Annotated in this window: 19 protein-coding genes and 3 riboswitches; of the genes, 15 read left to right on the top strand and 4 right to left on the bottom strand. The window is 60.9% G+C overall.

Annotated features, from left to right (window positions below; genetic code table 11):
• Positions 1 to 80: 80 nt before the first annotated feature.
• Entirely contained in the window at positions 81 to 1085 is a 1005-nt protein-coding gene (locus ACYQ1A_RS11960) for a bile acid:sodium symporter family protein (protein WP_499362275.1), read from the bottom strand.
• A 196-nt stretch (positions 1086 to 1281) separates the two neighbouring features.
• Positions 1282 to 1356: riboswitch (Fluoride riboswitch) on the top strand.
• A 60-nt stretch (positions 1357 to 1416) separates the two neighbouring features.
• Here ACYQ1A_RS11960 and ACYQ1A_RS11965 point away from each other — a divergent pair.
• The 15 genes from ACYQ1A_RS11965 to ACYQ1A_RS12035 all read left to right on the top strand — a co-directional run bounded on the left by ACYQ1A_RS11965 (position 1417) and on the right by ACYQ1A_RS12035 (position 15157).
• Entirely contained in the window at positions 1417 to 2646 is a 1230-nt protein-coding gene (locus ACYQ1A_RS11965) for a voltage-gated chloride channel family protein (protein WP_499362278.1), read from the top strand.
• 320 nt (positions 2647 to 2966) lie between these two features.
• On the top strand, positions 2967 to 3563 hold the full coding sequence (gene ssuE, locus ACYQ1A_RS11970) for an NADPH-dependent FMN reductase (RefSeq protein WP_499362280.1): 597 nt from the start codon (positions 2967 to 2969) through the stop codon (positions 3561 to 3563).
• Between the two features lie 39 nt (positions 3564 to 3602).
• Positions 3603 to 4544: a sulfonate ABC transporter substrate-binding protein gene (locus tag ACYQ1A_RS11975; protein ID WP_053939673.1), complete on the top strand. Its 942-nt coding sequence runs from the start codon at positions 3603 to 3605 to the stop codon at positions 4542 to 4544.
• Positions 4545 to 4554: 10 nt separating this feature from the next.
• Entirely contained in the window at positions 4555 to 5493 is a 939-nt protein-coding gene (locus tag ACYQ1A_RS11980) for a sulfonate ABC transporter substrate-binding protein (protein ID WP_499362282.1), read from the top strand.
• A 20-nt stretch (positions 5494 to 5513) separates the two neighbouring features.
• Positions 5514 to 6701: an FMNH2-dependent alkanesulfonate monooxygenase gene (gene ssuD / locus ACYQ1A_RS11985; RefSeq protein WP_499362284.1), complete on the top strand. Its 1188-nt coding sequence runs from the start codon at positions 5514 to 5516 to the stop codon at positions 6699 to 6701.
• 5 nt (positions 6702 to 6706) lie between these two features.
• Complete coding sequence (gene ssuC, locus ACYQ1A_RS11990; RefSeq protein ID WP_499362286.1) at positions 6707 to 7492, top strand: aliphatic sulfonate ABC transporter permease SsuC; 786 nt, start codon at positions 6707 to 6709, stop codon at positions 7490 to 7492.
• 10 nt (positions 7493 to 7502) lie between these two features.
• Positions 7503 to 8315, top strand: coding sequence for an ATP-binding cassette domain-containing protein (locus ACYQ1A_RS11995; protein ID WP_499362288.1), 813 nt, complete (start codon positions 7503 to 7505; stop codon positions 8313 to 8315).
• Positions 8316 to 8414: 99 nt separating this feature from the next.
• Entirely contained in the window at positions 8415 to 10094 is a 1680-nt protein-coding gene (locus ACYQ1A_RS12000) for a hypothetical protein (protein WP_499362290.1), read from the top strand.
• 137 nt (positions 10095 to 10231) lie between these two features.
• Positions 10232 to 10447, top strand: coding sequence for a TOBE domain-containing protein (locus ACYQ1A_RS12005; protein WP_053939678.1), 216 nt, complete (start codon positions 10232 to 10234; stop codon positions 10445 to 10447).
• 182 nt (positions 10448 to 10629) lie between these two features.
• Complete coding sequence (locus ACYQ1A_RS12010; RefSeq protein WP_499362292.1) at positions 10630 to 11634, top strand: sulfate ABC transporter substrate-binding protein; 1005 nt, start codon at positions 10630 to 10632, stop codon at positions 11632 to 11634.
• A gap of 84 nt (positions 11635 to 11718) precedes the next feature.
• Entirely contained in the window at positions 11719 to 12552 is an 834-nt protein-coding gene (cysT, locus tag ACYQ1A_RS12015) for a sulfate ABC transporter permease subunit CysT (protein WP_083459472.1), read from the top strand.
• 2 nt (positions 12553 to 12554) lie between these two features.
• Complete coding sequence (gene cysW, locus ACYQ1A_RS12020) at positions 12555 to 13421, top strand: sulfate ABC transporter permease subunit CysW (protein WP_499362295.1); 867 nt, start codon at positions 12555 to 12557, stop codon at positions 13419 to 13421.
• Positions 13422 to 13438: 17 nt separating this feature from the next.
• Complete coding sequence (locus tag ACYQ1A_RS12025; protein WP_053939682.1) at positions 13439 to 14515, top strand: sulfate/molybdate ABC transporter ATP-binding protein; 1077 nt, start codon at positions 13439 to 13441, stop codon at positions 14513 to 14515.
• 116 nt (positions 14516 to 14631) lie between these two features.
• Positions 14632 to 14904 (top strand): type II toxin-antitoxin system Phd/YefM family antitoxin, encoded by a 273-nt coding sequence (locus ACYQ1A_RS12030; RefSeq protein WP_053939683.1) that lies wholly within the window; start codon positions 14632 to 14634, stop codon positions 14902 to 14904.
• Positions 14888 to 15157, top strand: coding sequence for a Txe/YoeB family addiction module toxin (locus ACYQ1A_RS12035; RefSeq protein ID WP_499362298.1), 270 nt, complete (start codon positions 14888 to 14890; stop codon positions 15155 to 15157). The genes ACYQ1A_RS12030 and ACYQ1A_RS12035 overlap by 17 nt, the downstream gene beginning before the upstream one ends.
• A gap of 117 nt (positions 15158 to 15274) precedes the next feature.
• Here ACYQ1A_RS12035 and gcvP read toward each other — a convergent pair whose 3' ends face one another.
• The 3 genes from gcvP to gcvT all read right to left on the bottom strand — a co-directional run bounded on the left by gcvP (position 15275) and on the right by gcvT (position 19818).
• The gene (gene gcvP / locus ACYQ1A_RS12040) at positions 15275 to 18133 is read right to left on the bottom strand and encodes an aminomethyl-transferring glycine dehydrogenase (protein ID WP_499362300.1); all 2859 of its coding nucleotides are present in this window, start codon (positions 18131 to 18133) and stop codon (positions 15275 to 15277) included.
• 104 nt (positions 18134 to 18237) lie between these two features.
• Complete coding sequence (gcvH, locus tag ACYQ1A_RS12045; RefSeq protein WP_053939686.1) at positions 18238 to 18624, bottom strand: glycine cleavage system protein GcvH; 387 nt, start codon at positions 18622 to 18624, stop codon at positions 18238 to 18240.
• 111 nt (positions 18625 to 18735) lie between these two features.
• Positions 18736 to 19818 (bottom strand): glycine cleavage system aminomethyltransferase GcvT, encoded by a 1083-nt coding sequence (gene gcvT / locus ACYQ1A_RS12050; protein WP_062223838.1) that lies wholly within the window; start codon positions 19816 to 19818, stop codon positions 18736 to 18738.
• A gap of 35 nt (positions 19819 to 19853) precedes the next feature.
• Positions 19854 to 19958, bottom strand: a riboswitch (glycine riboswitch).
• A gap of 13 nt (positions 19959 to 19971) precedes the next feature.
• A riboswitch (glycine riboswitch) is annotated at positions 19972 to 20069 on the bottom strand.
• Positions 20070 to 20735 lie beyond the last annotated feature (666 nt).

The raw sequence follows: 20735 nt of genomic DNA on the forward strand, positions 1-20735 counted from the left end.
TCAGTCAAAGCGGCGTCTCGAAGCTGCTCAGCTCGAATTGGCGGCTTTGAGTGGTGGGTCTCGACCCACCCTATGCATCTTTACGAGTTAGCGATGACCTCAGCAGCGACCGGGGCTTCGGGGTGGGGGCGGCGGGCGTAGCGCTGGGCCAGCACGGCGCAGGTCATTAGCTGAATCTGGTGGAACAGCATCAGCGGCAGCACAATCGCGCCCACCGCGTGGCCGGCAAACAGCACGTTGGCAATCGGCACGCCACTGGCCAGGCTTTTCTTTGAGCCGCAGAACACAATCACAATCTCGTCTTCTTTATTAAAGCCCAGCACGCGGCTGCCATAGGTGGTCAGCAGCAGCACCACGGCCAGCAATATGGCGTTGACGATCAGCAACGCACCCAGCGCGGGCAGGGGCGTGTTGTGCCACAAGCCCTGGATCACCGCCTCGCTGAACGCCGTATACACCACCAGCAAAATCGAGCCCTGATCCACAAACTTGAGCATGCCCTTATTGCGATCCACCCAGCCGCCGATCCACTTGCGCGCGATCTGGCCGGCAATAAACGGCAGCAACAATTGCATGACGATATTCAGCACCGAATCCATTGAAAAGTTCATGCCGCCATGCGCGCCCAGCAGCAGGCCCGCCACCACCGGCGTAATAAAGATGCCAAACAGATTGGACGCCGACGCGCTGCAAATGGCCGCCGGCACATTGCCGCGCGCCATGGCGGTAAAGGCAATCGACGACTGCACGGTGGACGGCAGCGCACATAAAAACAGCACGCCCATATACAGCTCGGGCGTCACCATCGGCGACAGCAAGGGCTTCAGCAACAGCCCCAGCAGCGGAAACATCACAAAAGTGCTGAGCATAACCACCAGATGCAGCCGCCAGTGCGTGGCCCCGGCAATGACCGCTTCGCGCGATAGCTTGGCGCCATGCAGAAAAAACAGCAGGCCGACGGCAAAATTGGTGATGTAGCCAAACGCCACCGCGCCCTGGCCATGGCACGGAATCAGGCTGGCGATGATGACGGTGGCGATCAGGGCCAGCGTAAAGTTGTCGGGCAGAAAGCGGGGACGGGTCATGCGGGTGTTTCCGGTAAAGACGGCGCGAAGGCCTTATTAAAAGCGGGGGAGGGGCGTGCGCGCAATCTGTTTGGCATATCGCGCCCAGCGGCGGGGCAGGCCACGCGCCGTTTTTCCACCTGTTGCTTTGCAACGTTGCATCGTGCACAACGGTTTACCCCGCCACATTGGCGCTGCCACAGCTTGCCGCTATACTCGCCCGGCAGGAGATGGCATTCCTCCCAGAACCGCCGCGCCGCCCTCCGGTGCAGCTGATGATGCCTACGTAACCCGTCCGGGTGCGTAGGCTTGCGTCCGGATATTGTGATCACCCCGACCGGACTGCTTATCAATGAATCACCCCCTTATTCAAGAATTGCGTGGCCTGCTGACCTATCTGGCGCGCTGGTTGCCGGTCGCCCTTGTGGTTGGCGCGCTGGCGGGCACGGCCTCGGCGCTGTTTTTGTTTGCGCTGGATTGGGCCACCCACACGCGGCTGCAGCATCGTTGGCTGATTCTGTGCATGCCGCTGATGGGCTTTGCGGTTAGCTGGGTGTACGGCCGCGTCGGCCGCAACGTCGAGGCCGGCAACAATTTGCTGATCGAAGAAATCCACAGCCCGCAAAACCGCATCCCCCTCCGCATGGCCCCGCTGGTGTTGCTGGGCACGGTGGCGTCGCATCTGGTGGGCGCGTCGGTGGGGCGCGAGGGCACGGCGGTGCAGATGGGCGGATCGCTGGCCGATCAGATCAGCCGCGTGATTCCGTTTATGCCAGCGCAACGCCGCATCTTGCTGATGGCGGGGCTGAGCGCCGGGTTTGCCTCGGTATTTGGCGTGCCGCTGGCGGGCGCGATCTTTGGCCTGGAAGTGCTGGCGATCGGGCGCTTGCGTTATGACGCCTTGTTTCCGTGTCTGGTGGCTGCGATTGCCGGGGACCAGATCTGTTTGCTCTGGGGCGTGCATCACACGGTGTATCCGGTCAATGTGTTCCCCGCCCCGACTGCGTGGGGGCTTACCGCCACCCTGATCGCGGGCGCTTTGTTCGGCGCGGTGGGCATGCTGTTTGCGCGCAGTACCAACATGCTGGGCGCATGGCTGAAGGCCCGCATCAGCTATGCGCCGCTGCGCGCTTTGCTCGGTGGCGTGGTGCTTGCGGCGGTGGCGTGGGGCTGGCTGGGCGCGGATCGCTACCTGGGCCTGGGCGTGCCGGTGATCGTGCAGGCGTTTACCCAGCCGGTGCCGGGCTATGACTTTATCGCCAAGCTGGTGTTTACCGTCACCTCGCTGGCCAGCGGGTTTAAAGGCGGCGAGGTGACGCCGTTGTTTTATATCGGCGCGACGCTGGGCAACGCGTTGGCCCCGCTGCTGCATATGCCGATTGCGCTGATGGCGGCGATCGGGCTGGTGGCGGTGTTTGCTGGCGCGGCCAATGTGCCGATTGCGTCGGGCATCATGGCGATGGAGCTGTTTGGCGCGGAAATCGGCGTGTACGCGGCGGTGGCGTGCTCGGTGGCTTGGCTGTTTTCGGGGCACACGGGTATCTACAAGGCGCAGCGCACGGGGCATAAGTGGCTGGCGTGAACCGCCGATGACGCGCGCGTGTGCCCTCGCATAGGGTGGGTCTTGACCCACCATTCAAAGCAGCAGCGCCGTGCCGCCGTATTTGATATACGCGGCCGCTAAACACTTTTTAAATGCTGAAAAACAATCGGCATAGCTACCCGCGCTTCCATGTCCACGGCTTTGGAGGGTGGGTCTTGACCCACCCTATATAACCGTTCTTTCGCATATATCCTTTTTGGATATAAAACGCGCTCAAAAGTATTTGTGGAAATAACAACGGCATCATAAATTCCTGACTCGTCCAACGAAACGCCTCGTTAGAGTCAAAAGGAATTTAGATGCCTGTTGTCGTTACCCTGTCCGGCAGCCCCAGCGCCCGGTCCCGCTCGCAAGGTTTGCTCAACCGTGCTGCCCAGGTTCTGGCGCAACAGGGTATCGAAGTGCAGTCGTTTACGTTGGCCGATTTTCCGGCTGAGGCGCTGCTGCACGCGCGCTTTGAAGATCCGTCGATCAAGGCGTGGCAAGAGGCCGTGGCCCACGCCGATGGCCTGGTGGTCAGCACGCCGGTTTACAAAGCGGCCTATAGCGGCGCGCTCAAAGTGATTCTCGACGTGCTGCCCGAGCGCGCGCTGACGCACCACGTGGTGTTGCCGCTGGCCACCGGCGGCAGCCCGGCGCATATGTTGGCGGTGGATTATTCGCTGCAGCCAGTGCTGACCGCGCTCAAGGCGCGCCACGTGCTGGGTGGCATTTACGCCACCGACAAAGAACTGACCTGGCAAGACGACGGCAGCCTGCTGCTGGCCCCCGAAATTGACGATCGCCTGCATGTGGCGATCTCGCGCTTTCTCGCTCATATCCCCAATCCCGGCCACGTCCAGCTCGACCCCGATTTGCTGCATGCGCAGCTGCGGCTCGGGCGCGTCAGCCTGTAATCGCTCGACCCCATAAAAACCAGATCCGGAGACACGCACATGCTACGCAAATTGTTCACCGCACTCGCGCCACTGGCGCTGGGCCTCGCCTTTGCCGCCCCCACTGCCGCGCAAGCTGCCGACCAGGTGGTGCGCGTCGGCTATCAAAAATACGGCGCGTTTACGCTGCTGAAAGGCCGCGGCACGCTGGAGAAAAAACTGGAAGCGCAAGGCTGGAAAGTCAGCTGGACCGAATTCCCCGGCGGCCCGCAATTGCTGGAAGCGCTCAACGTGGGCGCGGTTGATTTCGGCCTGACCGGCGAAGCCCCGCCCGTGTTTGCTCAGGCCGCAGGCGCGCAACTGGTTTACATCGCCAACGAGCCGCCCGCCCCGCAAGGCGAGGCCATCCTGGTGGCCAAGGATTCGCCGATCAAATCGGTGAAGGACCTTAAAGGCAAAAAAGTGGCGCTGAACAAAGGCTCCAACGTGCATTACCTGCTGGTTAAAGCGCTGGAAGAAGCCGGTCTTAAATACAGCGATATCCAACCGGTGTACCTGCCGCCCGCCGATGCGCGCGCCGCGTTCTCCAAAGGCGCAGTCGATGCCTGGGTAATCTGGGACCCGTACCTGGCCGCCGCCGAAGCCCAATTGCCGGTGCGCACATTGCGTGACGGCAAAGGCCTGGTGGCTAACCATCAGTTCATCCTGGCCACGCGCAAATTCGCCACCGCCCAGCCCGCCGTGGTTAAAAACGTGCTGAGCGAACTGCAAAGCGCCGACCAGTGGGCCAATGCCAATCCGGCGGAAGCCGCCAAAACGCTGGCGTCGCAAATCGGCTTGCCGGTGGATGTGGTCGCGGCCACCTTGCCGCGCAACACGCTGGGCCTGACGCCGATTACCCCGCAAGTGGCCAACCAGCAACAGCAAATTGCCGACGTCTTTAAAGGCCTGGGTTTGATCCCGGTGCCGGTAAAGATCAGCGACGCGCTGCTGGCACAGTGAGCTGAACATCATGCGATCGATCCGCTCCGTTTTCACCCACCTTGGCCTGGCGCTCAGCCTGAGCGTCGCCAGTCTGGCCGCGCACGCTGATGAACTACGCATCGGCTTCCAGAAAAGCTCGTTCAATCTGATCGTGCTGAAAAGCCGTGGCACGCTGGAAACAAAGCTCGGCGCCGGCACCAGCGTGCGCTGGGTGGAGTTTCCCGCCGGGCCGCAGTTGCTGGAGGCGCTGAACGCCGGATCGGTCGACTTTGGCATGACCGGCGACACCCCGCCGATCTTTGCGCAATCCGCGGGCAGCCGCCTGGTTTACGTCGGCTTTGAGCCGCCCAAGCCGCAAGCGTCCGCCTTGCTGATCCCGAAGAATTCGGCCATCAAAACGCTGGCCGACCTGAAAGGCAAACGCGTGGCGATCCAGAAAGGCTCGTCGTCGCATGGCTTTTTGCTGCGTTTGCTGGATAAAGCGGGCCTGAAATGGGAAGACATCCAGCCGCAATATCTGGCCCCCGCCGATGCGCGTGCGGCGTTTGAGCGTGGTGCCGTCGACGCCTGGGCGATCTGGGACCCGTACTACGCCGCCGCCGAAAAATCCGGCAGCGCCAAAGTGTTGCTGACGGCGGAGGGCATCAGCCCCAATCAGACGTTTTATCTGGCCAACCGCGACTTTGCCAAAGCCAATGCGCCGCTGCTCAACACCGTGTTTGAAGAGCTGACGCGCAACAGCGATTACATCGAACAGCATCCCAAAGACACCGCGCATTTGTTGTCGGCTTATGTGGGGCTGGATCAGGCCACGTTTGAGCAAGTGCTGGCGCGTCGCCCCAGCTACCGCGTGAGCTGGCTGGATGACAAAACCGTCGTCGAACAGCAACGTCTGGCCGACCGGCTGACGCAAGCCGGGCTGATACCCAAAGCCGTGACCGTCGCCGACATCGTCGTGCGCCACTAAACACCGCAGGAGACCCCACCATGAGCCTTAATATTTTCTGGTTTCTGCCCACCCACGGCGATGGCCGTTATCTGGGCACCGGCAAGGGCGCACGCGCCGTCACGCATCATTACCTCAAGCAGATTGCCCAGGCCGCCGATGACCTCGGTTATTACGGCGTGCTGATCCCGACCGGGCGTTCGTGCGAAGACGCCTGGGTGATCGCCAGCTCGCTGGTGCCGCTGACCGAACGGCTGCGCTTTCTGGTGGCCATCCGCCCCGGCATCGTCTCGCCCACCGTGGGCGCCCGCATGGCCGGTACGCTGGACCGCATCTCCAACGGCCGCGCGCTGATCAATGTGGTCACCGGCGGTGATCCGGAAGAACAAGCCGGCGACGGCATCTGGCTGGATCACGACGAGCGCTACGAAGTCTCGGATGAATTTTTGCGCATCTGGCGCAGCGTGCTGGAAGGCGAAAACGTCGATTTCGACGGCAAGCATCTGCAAGTGAAGGGCGCGAAGACGATGTTTCCGCCGGTGCAGACGCCGTATCCGCCGCTGTATTTTGGCGGCTCGTCGCCGCGTGCGGTGGACCTGGCCGCCGAGCAAGTCGATGTTTATCTGACCTGGGGCGAACCGCCCGCCGCGGTGGCCGAGAAAATCGCCGCCGTGCGTGACAAGGCGCAAGCGCTGGGCCGCACCGTTAAATTCGGCATCCGCCTGCATGTGATTGTGCGCGAGACCAGTGAAGCCGCTTGGGCCGCCGCCGATGAGCTGATCAGCCACGTTACCGACGAAACCATCGCCAAAGCGCAAAAATCGCTGGGCCGCTATGACTCGGTGGGCCAGCAACGCATGGCCGCGCTGCATGGCTGGCGTCGCGACAAGCTGGAAGTCAGCCCCAATCTGTGGGCGGGCGTGGGCCTGGTACGCGGTGGCGCGGGCACGGCTTTGGTCGGCAACCCGGAAGAAGTGGCCGCGCGCATCAAGGAATACGCCGATCTGGGCATCGAAAGCTTTATCTTTAGCGGCTACCCGCACCTGGAAGAATGCTATCGCCTGGCCGAACTGGTGTTTCCGTTGCTGCCGCTGGCGCCGCAACAAAGCAATGGCCCGGTGCGCGTTAATCTGAGCGGGCCGTTTGGCGAGATGGTGGCCAACGATGTACCGCCCGCCGCCGTGGGCGCGAAGGCCGATGCGCCTGCGCTCAAGATTGCACAGGGTTAAGCACGATGGCATCCCGTTCCGCATCGCAACGCTTTGCCCGGCAGATTACGCCGTGGCTGGTGCCCGCGCTGATCGTCATCGTGTGGCAGGTGGCGTCCAGCCTCGGCAAGATCGACACGCGCATCATGCCGTCGCCGTTTGCGGTGCTGAAGGCCGGCGAAACGCTGGCGCTGTCGGGCGAGCTGTGGACGCATCTGCGCATCAGCTTTGTGCGCGCCATGCTCGGCTTTGCCATCGGCGGCGGCATCGGGCTGGCGCTGGGGCTGATTACTGGTTTGTCACGCCGTGGCGAACTGGCGCTGGACAGCACGGTGCAGATGATCCGCACCATCCCGCCGCTGGCGCTGATTCCGCTGGTGATTCTGTGGTTTGGCATCGACGAGAGCGCCAAGCTGTTTCTGGTGGCGTTTGGCACGCTGTTTCCGGTGTATATCAACACTTATCACGGCATCCGCTCGGTTGACCCGGGCCTGGTGGAAATGGCGCGCAGCTATGGCCAGCGTGGCTGGCCTTTGTTTCGCGATGTAATTCTGCCGGGCGCATTGCCGTCGATCCTGGTGGGCGTGCGCTTTGCGCTGGGCTTTGCCTGGATTTTGCTGATCGTGGCCGAAACCATTTCGGCCAGTAGCGGCATCGGCTATCTGGCCACCAATGCGCGCGAATTTCTGCAAACCGATGTCGTGGTGCTGTCGATTCTGCTGTATGCCTTGCTGGGCAAGGCGTCCGACGTGGTGGCGCGCTTGCTGGAACGGCGCTGGCTGCGCTGGAATCCGGCTTATCAGAATGTATGAGGAGGCCGCGATGAACGCACCCCTGGCAACAACGGCAACGCGCGGCGTGGCGCTGGATGTACGCGCGGTGAGCAAGCAATTTGGCGAGCGCACGGTACTGGACCAGCTCGATCTGCGGCTGGATCGCGGCGAGTTTGTCGCGCTGGTGGGCCGCAGCGGTTGCGGCAAATCCACGCTGCTGCGGCTGATTGCCGGGCTGGAAAGCGCCAGCTCCGGTGATATCACCGCCGATGGCAAACCGCATGCTCAAGCCCAGGCGCAAACCCGCATGATGTTTCAGGACGCGCGTTTGCTGCCGTGGAAAACCGTGCTGCAGAACGTCGGCCTCGGTTTGCCGGGCGACTGGAAAGCCGCCGCGCTCAATGCCCTGGCCGAAGTGGGGCTGGAAGAACACGCGCAAAAATGGCCAGCGCAACTATCGGGCGGACAACGCCAACGTGTGGCGCTGGCGCGCGCGCTGATCCATGCGCCACGCCTGTTGTTGCTGGACGAACCGCTGGGCGCGCTGGATGCGCTCACCCGCATCGAAATGCACCAGCTGATCGAACGCGTGTGGCAAAAACATGGCTTTACCGTGCTGCTGGTGACGCACGATGTGCAAGAAGCGGTGGCGCTGGCCGATCGCGTCATCCTGATCGAAAAAGGCCAGATCGGCCTTGATCAGAAAGTGGCGTTGCCGCGGCCGCGCACGCGTGCCTCGACCGAATTTGGCGCGCTGGAAGAACACATACTTAACCGCGTGCTGGCTACGCCGCAGAGCCCGCTCGCGCCGTCCGGCCTTGATGCGGTGCTGCATTTTGGCGCTTTGCGCTGGGCGCAATAAACGGCCATCGCGGCAGGCGTTCGCTTTAGGACGCTTCTTATATCCGGCATACCTTAGGGGTCCGTACTTTGGCCGACTTGTTTGCAACAAGGCCAGCGTATGCGCCCCCTTTGTTTTATTGCCCGGCATGGACTGCTGCTGGCCTTGGCCCTGTTGTTGAGCGCCAGCGGAGCGATGCCGCCGACACTGCAGGGCGAAGCGGGCCTGATCAGCGGCCAGATTACCTATGAGCTCGTGCCGGTGCAGGTTGATGCCCATGCTGGCGCCTGGCTGGATTACGCGGCAACGCAGGTCAAACCGGTCCGCCATGTCATGGTCGAGGCGGTCAGCGCATCCGGCCAGGTGCTAGGCACAGGCATTACCGACGAAAACGGCCGCTATGCGCTCAGGGCCCCGCCGGACACGGTGCTCGTGCTGCGGATCAAGTCCCAGGTCCACCGCAGCGCCCTGGGCGTGAGCTGGCGCTATGCGGTCCGCGACAACACTACGCCGGGGTTTGCCAAGGGCGGCGATGCAGCGGCGGTTTATCAGCTACAGAGCCAGCGGTTCAGCAGTGGTCAGCAGCGGCGCGTGGTGCATCTGCATGCGGCATCAGGCTGGACCGGCCAGCGCTACGGCGCCGCGCGCGCCGCCGCACCCTTTGCCATCCTTGATCAGATTGATGCCGCCGCCAATATGCTGGCCGGCGTAGACCCGGGCACCACACTGCCGTCGCTCAATGTGTTCTGGAGCGTGCGCAATCAGCCCACGCCAGGCGATCCCGCCGTGGGCAATATCGGCGAGGCGCATTACCAGGCGGGCGGCGCGGCGCCGGGCTTGTACCTGTCCGGGCGCGAAGACGTGGATACCGACGAGTACGACCGCAGCGTGTTGCTGCATGAATACGGTCATTACGTCATGACCGAATTGTCGCGCACCGATATCGTGGGCGGCAGCCATCCCATAGACGCTGTGCTGGAACCCGGCTTCGCCTTGAGCGAAGCGTGGGCTAACGCGTTTTCCAGCATGGTACGGGGCTCGGCCGACCATCAAGACACGATGGGCGTCGGGCAAGGCGAAGGCTGGCATCTAGCCCTGGTGAAATTACAGCCGGGCATGGCGCGCGGTTGGTATAGCGAGGTTGCGCTGGGCTATTTGTTGCACCAGTTGCACGGCGCGGTCGGCCTCAAACCCTTGCTGCAGACTTTGCTGCAGCGGCGCCACCTTAATCCGGCGTGGTCGAGCATTTACGCTTTTGCCACACCGCTGCGGGCGCGGCTGGACGCGATCGGCCAACAGCGGCTGGATGCCTTGCTGGACGAAATCGGCGTGGTGAGTGGCAGCGATCTTGACCTCTGGGGCAGCCGGGAAAGCCGCATCGACGCCGCTTTGCTCAACCGACCGGCTGAGGCCAGCGCAGTGCGGGCGTTGTTGTTTCCGCTGAACCCGCCGCTGAGCCAGCGCGCCGTAACCCTTTGTCTGGGCACCCGGTTTGGCAGCGCCAACAAACAGGGCAATGTGCGCTTCGGGCATTTTGCCGCCGCGCAGGCGGGCGAGCGGCAGCTTGAGCTGGTGCCCGTGAATGCAGCGGCCCGAGCGTTGTTGCACCAGGTCGCTGTCAGCCTGCGGCATGCAAACGGCGACCTGTATGAGATCCCCGCCGCCACCCGCCGCGGTGGTTTTTTCTGGTTCGAAGTGCAGCAGCCGGGCGTGTACAACCTGCTGCTGGAAATAAAGTCGCCAGCGCTGGCAGTGCCTGATCCGGCGTGTTTTGCCGTACGGCTTATAACCACGCGCTGAAGCCATTGCGTTGGCCGATTTGTTATGCTTTGAAGAACTTAACAGAGAATAAATAATTACTTATTGGAATAAAGAAAGCGGGTTATCTTGCGTTATCCAAGCCCCCCGCTTGAGTCCCGCTACCAGGAGATCTGAAGATGACCATTCAATCGATCAACGTTCGTAACCAGTTTCGCGGCACCATCAAAGAAATCATCGAAGGCCCGGTACTGTCGGAAGTCGACGTGACCACGCCGTCGGGCATCGTCACTTCGGTGATCACCACGCGTTCGGTACGCGAGCTGGACCTGAAGCCGGGCCGCGAAGTGATCGCGTTTGTTAAATCGACCGAAGTGTCGATTGCAACGCTGTAATCGCTTGCGCTTGTAAGCCTGTGCACGGCCCGACCCCTGTCGGGCCGTTGTCGTTTGGGCCGCCAGGCCGCGCCAATGCTGGCGTTTCAGGATACCGTTATAAACTTGTAGCGAATCAGCCTTTGCCGGAATAAAGGAATCAGCGAGAATCCTTTCAAACCGCATAAATGGAGTTCGCCCCGATGTTCCGCACCCGTCTGTTGGTCAGTGTTCTGGCCGCTTCTATTGCAATGCCCGCTTTGGCTGATGTGACATTGCTCAACGTGTCTTACGACGTGATGCGTGATTTCTATAAAGACTACAACCCGGCGTTCCAGAAGCATTACGAGGACAAGTTCAAAGACAAGGTCACTATCCAGATGTCGCACGGCGCGTCGAGCAAACAAGCGCGCTCGGTGATCGACGGCCTGCCGGCCGATGTGGTGACCATGAACCAGCACAACGATATCGATGCGATTGCCGATAAAGGCAAATTGCTGCCGGCCGATTGGGCCAAACGTTTGCCCAACCAATCCGCGCCGTTTACCTCGCTGCAAGTATTGATCGTCAAGAAAGGCAATCCTAAAGGCATTAAAGACTGGAATGATCTGGCCAAGCCGGGCGTTCAAGTGATCTTTCCCAATCCCAAAACGTCGGGCAATGGCCGTTATACCTTCCTGGCCGCATGGGGTTACGCGCTGCGCCAACCGGGCGGCAATGAACAAAAGGCCGCGCAATTTGAAGCCGCCGTTCTGAAGAACGTGCCGGTGCTGGAAGCCGGTGGCCGCGCCGCCACCACCACTTTTATCCAGCGTGGTATTGGCGATGTGCTGGTGACGTTTGAAAACGAAGCCGAAATGATTGCGCGCGAATTCGGTCGCGGCAATTTTGAGGTGATTTACCCGACCGTTTCGATTGAAGCCGAACCGCCGGTGGCCGTGGTGGATAAAGTGGTCGACAAAAAAGGCACGCGCAAAGCCGCCGAAGAATATCTGAGCTGGCTGTGGAGCCCGGAAGCACAAGAAATTGCCGCGCAAAACTATCTGCGCCCGCGCGATAAAGCCATCCTGGCCAAACACGCCAGCCAGTTCCCCAATGTTAAATTGTTCGGCATCAATGATTTTGGCGGCTGGCAAGCTGCGCAGAAAAAGTACTTTGATGACGGCGGTGAATACGACAAGATCGCCGCAGAAGTGGCCAAGCGTTAAGCCCGGGGCAGTCAAGGCCGGCGTGGCGCTGGCCTTTTGCATTTAAAAAAAAGCACAACATCTCGCCCCGCAAGGAGCATCACCTTGGCTTTCAAACAACACAGCGTGTTGCCGGGTTTTAATCTGGCGCTCGGCTATACGCTGCTTTATCTATCGGTGATCGTCCTGATCCCGCTGGCGGCGCTGTTTTTTAAAAGCGCGCAAATGCCGCTGGATGCCTTTTGGCATACCGTCACCGATCCACGTCTGGTGGCCAGCTACAAGCTGACCTTTGGCGCGTCCTTATTGGCTGCCGTAATCAATCTGTTTGGCGGTTTGCTGCTGGCGTGGGTATTGGTGCGTTACCCGTTTCCGGGCAAACGCTTTATTGATGCCATGGTGGATTTGCCGTTTGCATTGCCCACTGCGGTGGCCGGTATTTCGCTGGCCACCATTTATGCGCCCAATGGCTGGGTTGGCCAGTTATTTGCGCCGTGGGATATCAAGATTGCGTTTACCCGGATTGGCGTGGTGATTGCCTTGACCTTTGTGACGCTGCCGTTTGTGGTGCGCACGGTGCAGCCGGTGCTGGAAGATCTGGAAAAAGAACTGGAAGAAGCCGCCGCCAGCCTGGGCGCCACGCGCGGCCAGGTATTCCGCAAAGTCATCCTGCCCACGCTGTTGCCCGCGCTGCTGACTGGTTTTGCGCTGGCGTTTGCGCGGGCCATAGGCGAATACGGCTCGGTGATTTTTATCGCGGGCAATATGCCGTTTGTTTCCGAAATCACCCCGCTGATGATTATCTCCAAGCTGGAGCAATACGATTACGTCGGCGCCACGTCGATTGCCATCGTGATGTTGCTGGTCAGCTTTGCGCTCTTGCTGGTGATTAATGGCCTGCAATGGTGGTCGGCCAAACGTTTGGGACGGAGAAAATAATCATGGCGCAAACGCCCCGTTCTATTGCGACGACCGAATCGCGCCCCGTGCGGTGGGCGCTGACCACCCTGGCTTTGCTGTTTATTGCGCTGTTTTTGCTATTGCCGCTGGTGTCGGTGTTTACCGAAGCCTTGCGCAAAGGCTTTGGCCTGTATTTTGACGCGCTGAAAGAGCCGGATGCCTGGTCGGCCATCAAACTCACCCTTATCGCCGCGCTGATTGCGGTGCCGTTGAATCTGAGCTTTGGTCTGGCTGCCGCATGGGCCATTGCCAAGTTTGATTTCAAAGGCAAAAGCATCCTGATTACGCTGATTGATCTGCCGTTTTCAGTGTCGCCGGTGGTGGCCGGTCTGATTTATATGCTGATGTTTGGCACGCAAGGCTGGATCGGCCCGTGGCTGAGCGATCACGATATCAAGATCGTGTTTGCCATCCCCGGCATTGTTTTGGCCACCGTCTTTGTGACCGTGCCCTTTGTGGCGCGTGAACTGATTCCGTTAATGGAAGCGCAAGGCTCGGAAGAAGAACAGGCCGCATTAAGCCTGGGCGCTTCGGGCTGGCAGACGTTTTATCGCGTCACGCTACCCAATATCAAATGGGGTTTGCTCTACGGCGTGATTCTGGCCAATGCACGCGCAATGGGCGAATTTGGCGCGGTGTCGGTGGTGTCCGGCCATATTCGCGGCCAGACCAATACCATCCCGTTGCACGTCGAGATTCTTTACAACGAATACAACTTTGTCGGCGCGTTTGCCTGCGCCTCGATTCTGGCTTTATTGGCGCTGGTTACATTGGGCGTTAAAAGCTGGGTGGAATGGCGTACCGAACAACTGGCTGCGCGTGATCGCGCCAATGCCGTAGACGGCTGACCGGGGATTTAGACAGCATGAGTATCGAGATTCGTAATATCGCCAAGCGCTTCGGCAATTTCACGGCGCTGGACCATATCAATCTGGAAGTAAAAACCGGCGAATTGCTGGCGCTGCTGGGCCCGTCCGGCTGCGGCAAAACCACACTGCTGCGCATTATTGCGGGGCTGGAAGCGCCCGATGACGGCCAGATTCTGTTTCATGGCGAAGACACCACCGAAAAACACGTGCGCGAACGCAATGTGGGTTTTGTATTCCAGCATTACGCGCTGTTCCGCCATATGACCGTGTTTGAGAACGTGGCGTTTGGCTTGCGCGTGCGCCCCAAAGAAACCCGCCCCAGCGACGCCGAAATCAAACGCAAAGTACACGAACTGCTGAACCTGGTGCAGCTGGACTGGCTGGCCGACCGTTATCCGGCGCAATTGTCGGGCGGCCAACGCCAACGCATTGCGCTGGCGCGCGCGCTGGCGGTGGAACCCAAGGTGCTGCTGCTGGATGAGCCGTTTGGCGCGCTGGATACCAAGGTGCGCAAAGAACTGCGTCGCTGGCTGCGCCGCCTGCACGACGAAATGCACATCACCAGCGTGTTTGTGACGCATGACCAGGAAGAAGCGCTGGAAGTGGCCGACCGCGTGGTGGTGATGAACAAGGGCAAGATCGAACAGCTGGGCTCGCCGTCTGACGTGTACGACAAACCGGCCACGCCGTTTGTGTATCAATTTCTGGGCGACGTAAACCTGTTCCAGTCACGCGTGCATGAAGGCTGGGCGCATGTAGGCGACGCGCGTTTTGCCGCGCCGCAAGGCCAGACCGATCAGGCGGTGGTGTATGTGCGTCCGCACGAAATCGACGTCAGCCGTGAAGGCGGCGCGGGTGCGCTGTCCGGCGTGATCAGCCACGTGCGCTTGCTGGGCGCGACGGTGCGGCTGGAAGTGGATGTGGCCGGCCAGGACGCCGTCGAAGTCGAACTGACGCGCGAGCGCTATCTGCAAGGCGACTGGAAAGTGGCGGAAACCGTGTACCTGCTGCCGCGCGAGGCGCGGGTCTACGTGCCGTCAGCGGCGGAATGGACGGACGGCGGCGGCATCTAAGCGCGTTGCGATATTCGCACAATCAAAAAGACCGGCATTCTTGCCGGTCTTTTTTATGGGCAACGTAACTAGTAGCTGTGCTAAGTTCTGTACAACGTTTTTTGAAGGAGCCTACCATGGACGCAGTCACATACACCTATGCCCGCCAACATCTGGCGGAGGTGATGCGCAAGGTTAATGAAGATTGTTGCGAAGTCATCGTTACGTCTCAACGGGGGAAACCGGTGGTCATCATGGCGCTCAGCGAATATCAGGCATTGGAAGAAACGGCGTACTTGCTGCGTACGCCCGAATCGGCAATCCGCTTGCTGGAAGCGGTGTTGCGGATGAAGGCGGGTGAGGGCGAGGAGCACGCGCTGATTGAAGACGACGATGAAAGTCATCTTTGATCGCTCAGCGTGGGAGGACTACGTGGGCTGGCAGGTCGAGAACAAGGTGATCTTCAAACGCATCAATGAATTGATCAAAGCCATGTTACGCGACCCGTATGCCGGGCCTGGCAAGCCGGAGCCTTTAAAGCATGCGCTGGCCGGCTGCTGGTCACGCCGGATCGCGGCGGAGCACCGGCTGGTGTATGCCGTGCGCGAGGATGTGCTGCATATCCTGCAATGCCGCTTTCATTACGGCCAGACCAGCCAGTAGTGCCGCGTGCTTTACGCGCTTGATCCGCGCCGCACATCAGGCTGAGCACCACCGGCCCGCATAAAAAAAGCGGCCCTCGCAGGCCGCTTCTTGCAACGCAGTACCTCAACCCGGCGCTTAAGCGTAGTTGTCCGTGCTCGGGCAGCTGCACACCAGGTTGCGGTCGCCAAACACATCGTCGATGCGTTTGACGGTGGGCCAGAACTTGTTGGCGGCGACATAGGGCAGCGGAAACACCGCGGTTTCGCGGCTGTATGGATGCGCCCAGTCGCCAATCACATCGGCTTGGGTATGCGGCGCGTTGTGCAGCGGGTTGTCTTGCGCAGGCCACTCGCCGCTTTCTACCTTGGCCGCTTCGGCGCGGATGCTGATCATGGCGTCGATAAAGCGATCCAGCTCGGCGCGCGATTCGGATTCGGTCGGCTCGATCATCAGCGTGCCCGCGACCGGGAAGCTCATGGTCGGAGCGTGGAAGCCGTAATCCATCAGGCGCTTGGCGATATCGACTTCAGTGACGCCCGAGGCGGCCTTGAGCGGACGCAAATCGATAATGCATTCATGCGCCACACGGCCTTTGCTGCCGGTGTACAGCACCGGGTAATGCCCGGCCAGGCGCGTGGCGATGTAGTTGGCGTTGAGCAGCGCGGCCACTGTGGCCTGGCGCAGACCAGCCGCACCCATCATCGTTACGTACATCCAGCTGATCGGCAGAATGCTGGCGCTACCAAATGGCGCAGCCGACACCGCGCTCATGCCCGCCTGGGCACCGGGCACGGGGGTGACGGCATGGCTGGCCATAAACGGCGCCAGATGCGCTTTCAGACCAATCGGACCCATGCCGGGGCCGCCGCCACCGTGCGGAATGCAGAAGGTTTTGTGCAGGTTCATATGCGACACGTCCGCGCCGATATCGGCCGGGCGGCACAAGCCGACCTGGGCATTCAGGTTGGCGCCGTCCATGTAAACCTGGCCGCCGTAGTTGTGCACCAGCTCGCAGATTTCCTTGACCGCTTCTTCAAACACGCCGTGCGTGGACGGGTAGGTGAGCATCAGCGCGGCCAGGTCGGCTGCGTGTTCTTCGGCCTTGGCGCGCAGATCGCTCAGTTCGACGTTGCCGGCGTCATCACACGCCACCACCACCACTTTCATGCCCATCATCTGGGCGGTGGCCGGGTTGGTGCCGTGGGCAGAACGCGGAATCAGACACACATCGCGCTTCTGGTCGCCGCGGCTGTCGTGATAGCGGCGGATGGCCAGCAGGCCGGCGTATTCGCCTTGCGCGCCCGAGTTGGGTTGCATCGAAATCGCGTCAAAGCCGGTGATGGCCTTCAGTTGCTCGGCCAGGCCATCGATCATTTCGAGATAACCAGCGGTTTGCTCCACCGGCGCAAACGGATGCAGCTCGGCAAATTCCGGCCACGTAATCGGGATCATTTCGCTGGTGGCGTTCAGCTTCATGGTGCAAGAGCCCAGCGAAATCATCGAATGATTGAGCGCCAGATCCTTGTTTTCCAGTTTCTTTAGATAACGCAGCATTTCGTGTTCGCTGTGATGCGTATTGAACACGGGGTGGCTGAGGATGGCGGAGGTGCGCAGCAGGTTTTGCGGGATAAAGTCGCCGCCAAACTCAGCATCCAGCGCGCTCACGTCAAAGGTCTTGCCGGTAAACAGGCCCAGCAAGGTGGCCAGATCGGCCTCAGTGGCTTGTTCGTGGAAGGCCACGCCCAGCACGCCATTGCCCGCGTTGCGCAGGTTGATGCCGGCGGCCAGCGCGGACTGGTAAACGCCCGCAGCTTGTGTGCCCAGATCGACTTCGACCGTATCGAAGAACTGCTCGAACACCAGCTTCAGCCCCGCTTGTTGCACGCCTGCGGCAAACAAGGCGGCCAGGCGGTGGATGCGTTGCGCAATGCGCTTGACGCCTGCCGGGCCGTGGTACACCGCGTACATGCCAGCGATATTGGCCAGCAGCACTTGCGAGGTACAGATATTGGAGTTGGCTTTTTCGCGGCGGATATGTTGCTCGCGCGTTTGCAAGGCCATACGCAGCGCCTGCTTGCCCGACGCATCAATCGACACGCCAATGATGCGGCCCGGGGCCGAACGCTTCATCTCATCCTTGAAGGCGAAATAGGCGGCGTGCGGGCCGCCAAAGCCCATCGGCACGCCAAAGCGCTGGGTATTGCCGACGGCTACATCCGCGCCCATTTCGGCGGGCGATTTCAACAGCACCATGGCCATCAGATCCGCCGCGACGATGGCGACGGCGCCCTTGGCTTTGGCGGCGGCAATGGGCTGGCTCAGGTCGATCAGCTGGCCCGACGCGCCCGGATACTGGAACAGCGCGCCAAAGTATTCGTCCGCACCGGCGGCTTCGGCCGGGCCGACCACCAGTTCAAAATCAAAATACTGCGCACGGGTTTTGAGTACGTCGAGCGTTTGCGGCAGCACGCGCTCATCCACAAAAAAGCGGTTACCACCGGCTTTGGACACGCGGCGCGCCATCGCCATGGCTTCAGCGGCGGCGGTGGCTTCGTCCAGCAGCGAGGCATTGGCCAGCTCCAGCCCGGTCAGGTCGATGACCATTTGCTGGTAGTTGAGCAATGCTTCCAGTCGGCCCTGGGCGATTTCGGCCTGGTAGGGCGTGTAGGCGGTATACCAGCCGGGGTTTTCCAGCACGTTGCGCAAAATGACATTGGGCAGGCGCGTGGGGTAGTAGCCCAAGCCGATAAACGACTTGTTGACCTTGTTCTTGCCCGCGATGGTTTTCAGCTTGGCCAGTGCCTCGGCCTCGGAAATGGCATCCGGCAACGCCAGCTTCTGGTTGAAGCGGATACCGGCTGGCACGGTCTGGTCGACCAGTTGCGCGCGGGTTTGTAAACCCAGCGTGGCCAGCATGGCGGTAGCGTCTTGATCATCAATGCCGATATGGCGATTGATGAAATCGTCATGGTTAAACAGTTCTGAGAGCGTCATTTCGTATCCGGGCAGGCAAGGGCAAGGGCAAGGGCAAGGGCAACGGGCGGTACTACGGCGGCGGGGCGGTGGTCACATCCACGGCGCCCGCCGCTGCGGGCGAATTACGCGCCCAGTTCTTTGGCGTATTCGTCAGCCGACAACAGTGCGTCGACATCGGCCGGGGTGGCCGGCTTCATCTTGAAGAACCAGCCGCTGGTGTACGGCTCGGTATTGGCGATCTCGGGCGAGGCTTCCAGCGCCGGGTTCACTTCAATCACTTCGCCAGCAAACGGCGCGTAGATGTCGGATGCGGCTTTCACCGATTCGACCACGCCCGCTTGTTCGTCTTTGGCCAGCACCGCGCCCACTTTGGGCAGCTCGACAAACACCAGATCACCCAGCAGTTCCTGGGCATGGTGAGTGATGCCGATGGTGACGGTGCCGTCAGCTTCGGTGCGCGCCCACTCGTGGCTCGCGGCGTATTTCAGTTCTGCAGGGATATCCAGCATGGTTGGGGTCTCTCTCTGTATTTGGATCGATCAGGAAGCCCGAACGCCGCAGCGCCCGGGCATTAAAGCCACTTGCGATCCGGCCGTGCCCACGGTCGGATTGCTTGAATCTTAGTCAAACACCTTCTTGCCCTGGCGCACGAACGGAAGCTTGATCACGCGCACGGGCGTCAGTGTGCCACGCAGGTCGACCTCTGCGGCATCAGCGGTGGCTGACGGCACGCGGGCAATGGCGATGGATTGTTTGAGCGTGGGCGAGAAGGTGCCGCTGGTAATAACGCCTTCGCCATGTTCGGTGACCACTTTCATGCCTTCCCGCAGCACGCCGCGGCCATCCAGCACCAGGCCGACTTGCTTGTGCGTCACGCCAGCGGCTTTCTGCGCTTCCAGCGCTTTGCGGCCGATAAAGTCGCGGCTGGCGGGTTCCCATGCAATGGTCCAGCCCATGCCGGCTTGCAGCGGGCTGATGCTTTCGTCCATATCGTGGCCGTACAGATTCATGCCGGCTTCCAGACGCAAGGTGTCACGCGCGCCCAGGCCGATCGGGGCCACGCCACCGGCCAGCAACTGGGCAAAGAACTCAGGGGCTTCGGCGGCGGGCACCATGATTTCCAGGCCGTCTTCGCCGGTGTAACCGGTGCGGGCCACAAACCACTCGCCAAACGGCAAACCCTGGAAGACTTTGAGCGCGCGGATTTGCTCGGCCCAGGCGGGTTTGATGGCACAGACTTTGTCGATGGCAGTGGGGCCTTGCACGGCCAGCATCGCCAGATCGTCACGCACTTTCAGTTGCACGTTGGTGCCGGCGCTGGTCTGTTGCAGCCACGCCAGATCTTTCTCACGCGTACCGGCGTTCACCACCATGCGATAGCCGTCTTGCGCCAGATACACGATCAGATCATCGATGACGGTGCCGTCTTCGGTCAGCAGGCCGGAATACAGCGCCTTGCCGGCAAAGCCGAGCTTGGCCACGTCGTTGGCCAGAATGCGTTGCAGCCACGCTTGCGCGTCGCTGCCGGTGATGTCGAGCACCACCATGTGCGACACGTCAAACACGCCCGCATCGGCGCGCACGATTTCGTGTTCTTTAAGTTGGGAGCCGTAATGGATAGGCATCGACCAACCGGCAAAATCGACCATCTTGGCGCCGGCATCGATATGGGACTGGTACAGCGGCGTGGTGCGTAGCGTCATCAGGGGCATCCGGTATGTAGAGTTTGGGCATTGCTCTACACCCCTCTGTCCTGGCACCTGAGATTTTCAGGGCGCAGTTGCCGCCCCTTAGCCCCTTCGGTGTGCGCGTAATTTCCGCGCCGCTCTTCAGAGTTTTTTCCAGCCCGTTGGGCCAGCGGTCGTACAGTCCTTTTGCCTGAGCGATTGCGGGTGCGCTTGCGCCTTCGGCGGCCGGCCCATTGCGGGCATCGACACTCTCCTGCACGACGGGCGGATTATGCGCATGGGATGCGGGCAAGGCAACCACCGGCCATCGCGACGCAACACGGCTACCACAACGCGCAATCTTATAGGGTGGGTCATGACCCACCCATCAAAGCCATGGAGAAGAATGCAGCGTTCTTGTCCTCCACTTTGAATGGTGGGTCTTGACCCACCCTATGGGGTGGAGCGTTAGCGTGGCGGTGATAGGGTGGGTCTAGACCCACCCATCAAAGCCGTGGAGAGGAATGCAGCGTTCTGGTCATCCGCTTTGAATGGTGGGTCTTGACCCACCCTATAGGGTGGAGCGTTAGCGTGGCGGTGATAGGGTGGGTCATGACCACCCATCAAAGCCATGGAGAAGAATGCAGCGTTCTGGTCATCCACTTTGAATGGTGGGTCTTGACCCACTCTATGGGGTGGAGCGTTAGCGTGGCGGTGATAGGGTGGGTCTAGACCCACCCATCAAAGCCGTGGAGAGGAACGCAGCGTTCTGGTCATCCACTTTGAATGGCGGGTCTTCACCCACTCTATGGGGTGGAGCGTTAGCGTGGCGGTGATAGGGTGGGTCTAGACCCACCCATCAAAGCCATGGAGAAGAATGCAGCGTTCTGGTTATCCACTTTGAATGGTGGGTCTTGACCCACCCTATGGGGTGGAGCGTTAGCGTGGCGGTG

Source organism: Silvimonas sp. JCM 19000, assembly GCF_054652575.1.

Coding starts and splice junctions, on each gene's coding strand:
- ssuC (WP_499362286.1), top strand. CDS start 6,707: ATGGCATCCCGTTCCGCATCGCAACGCTTTGCCCGGCAGATTACGCCG.
- ACYQ1A_RS11965 (WP_499362278.1), top strand. CDS start 1,417: ATGAATCACCCCCTTATTCAAGAATTGCGTGGCCTGCTGACCTATCTG.
- ACYQ1A_RS11995 (WP_499362288.1), top strand. CDS start 7,503: ATGAACGCACCCCTGGCAACAACGGCAACGCGCGGCGTGGCGCTGGAT.
- gcvH (WP_053939686.1), bottom strand. CDS start 18,624: ATGCTGGATATCCCTGCAGAACTGAAATACGCCGCGAGCCACGAGTGG.
- ACYQ1A_RS12000 (WP_499362290.1), top strand. CDS start 8,415: ATGCGCCCCCTTTGTTTTATTGCCCGGCATGGACTGCTGCTGGCCTTG.
- gcvP (WP_499362300.1), bottom strand. CDS start 18,133: ATGACGCTCTCAGAACTGTTTAACCATGACGATTTCATCAATCGCCAT.
- ACYQ1A_RS12010 (WP_499362292.1), top strand. CDS start 10,630: ATGTTCCGCACCCGTCTGTTGGTCAGTGTTCTGGCCGCTTCTATTGCA.
- ACYQ1A_RS11960 (WP_499362275.1), bottom strand. CDS start 1,085: ATGACCCGTCCCCGCTTTCTGCCCGACAACTTTACGCTGGCCCTGATC.
- gcvT (WP_062223838.1), bottom strand. CDS start 19,818: ATGACGCTACGCACCACGCCGCTGTACCAGTCCCATATCGATGCCGGC.
- ACYQ1A_RS12035 (WP_499362298.1), top strand. CDS start 14,888: ATGAAAGTCATCTTTGATCGCTCAGCGTGGGAGGACTACGTGGGCTGG.
- ssuD (WP_499362284.1), top strand. CDS start 5,514: ATGAGCCTTAATATTTTCTGGTTTCTGCCCACCCACGGCGATGGCCGT.
- ACYQ1A_RS12025 (WP_053939682.1), top strand. CDS start 13,439: ATGAGTATCGAGATTCGTAATATCGCCAAGCGCTTCGGCAATTTCACG.
- ACYQ1A_RS11980 (WP_499362282.1), top strand. CDS start 4,555: ATGCGATCGATCCGCTCCGTTTTCACCCACCTTGGCCTGGCGCTCAGC.
- ACYQ1A_RS12030 (WP_053939683.1), top strand. CDS start 14,632: ATGGACGCAGTCACATACACCTATGCCCGCCAACATCTGGCGGAGGTG.
- ACYQ1A_RS11975 (WP_053939673.1), top strand. CDS start 3,603: ATGCTACGCAAATTGTTCACCGCACTCGCGCCACTGGCGCTGGGCCTC.
- ACYQ1A_RS12005 (WP_053939678.1), top strand. CDS start 10,232: ATGACCATTCAATCGATCAACGTTCGTAACCAGTTTCGCGGCACCATC.
- cysW (WP_499362295.1), top strand. CDS start 12,555: ATGGCGCAAACGCCCCGTTCTATTGCGACGACCGAATCGCGCCCCGTG.
- ssuE (WP_499362280.1), top strand. CDS start 2,967: ATGCCTGTTGTCGTTACCCTGTCCGGCAGCCCCAGCGCCCGGTCCCGC.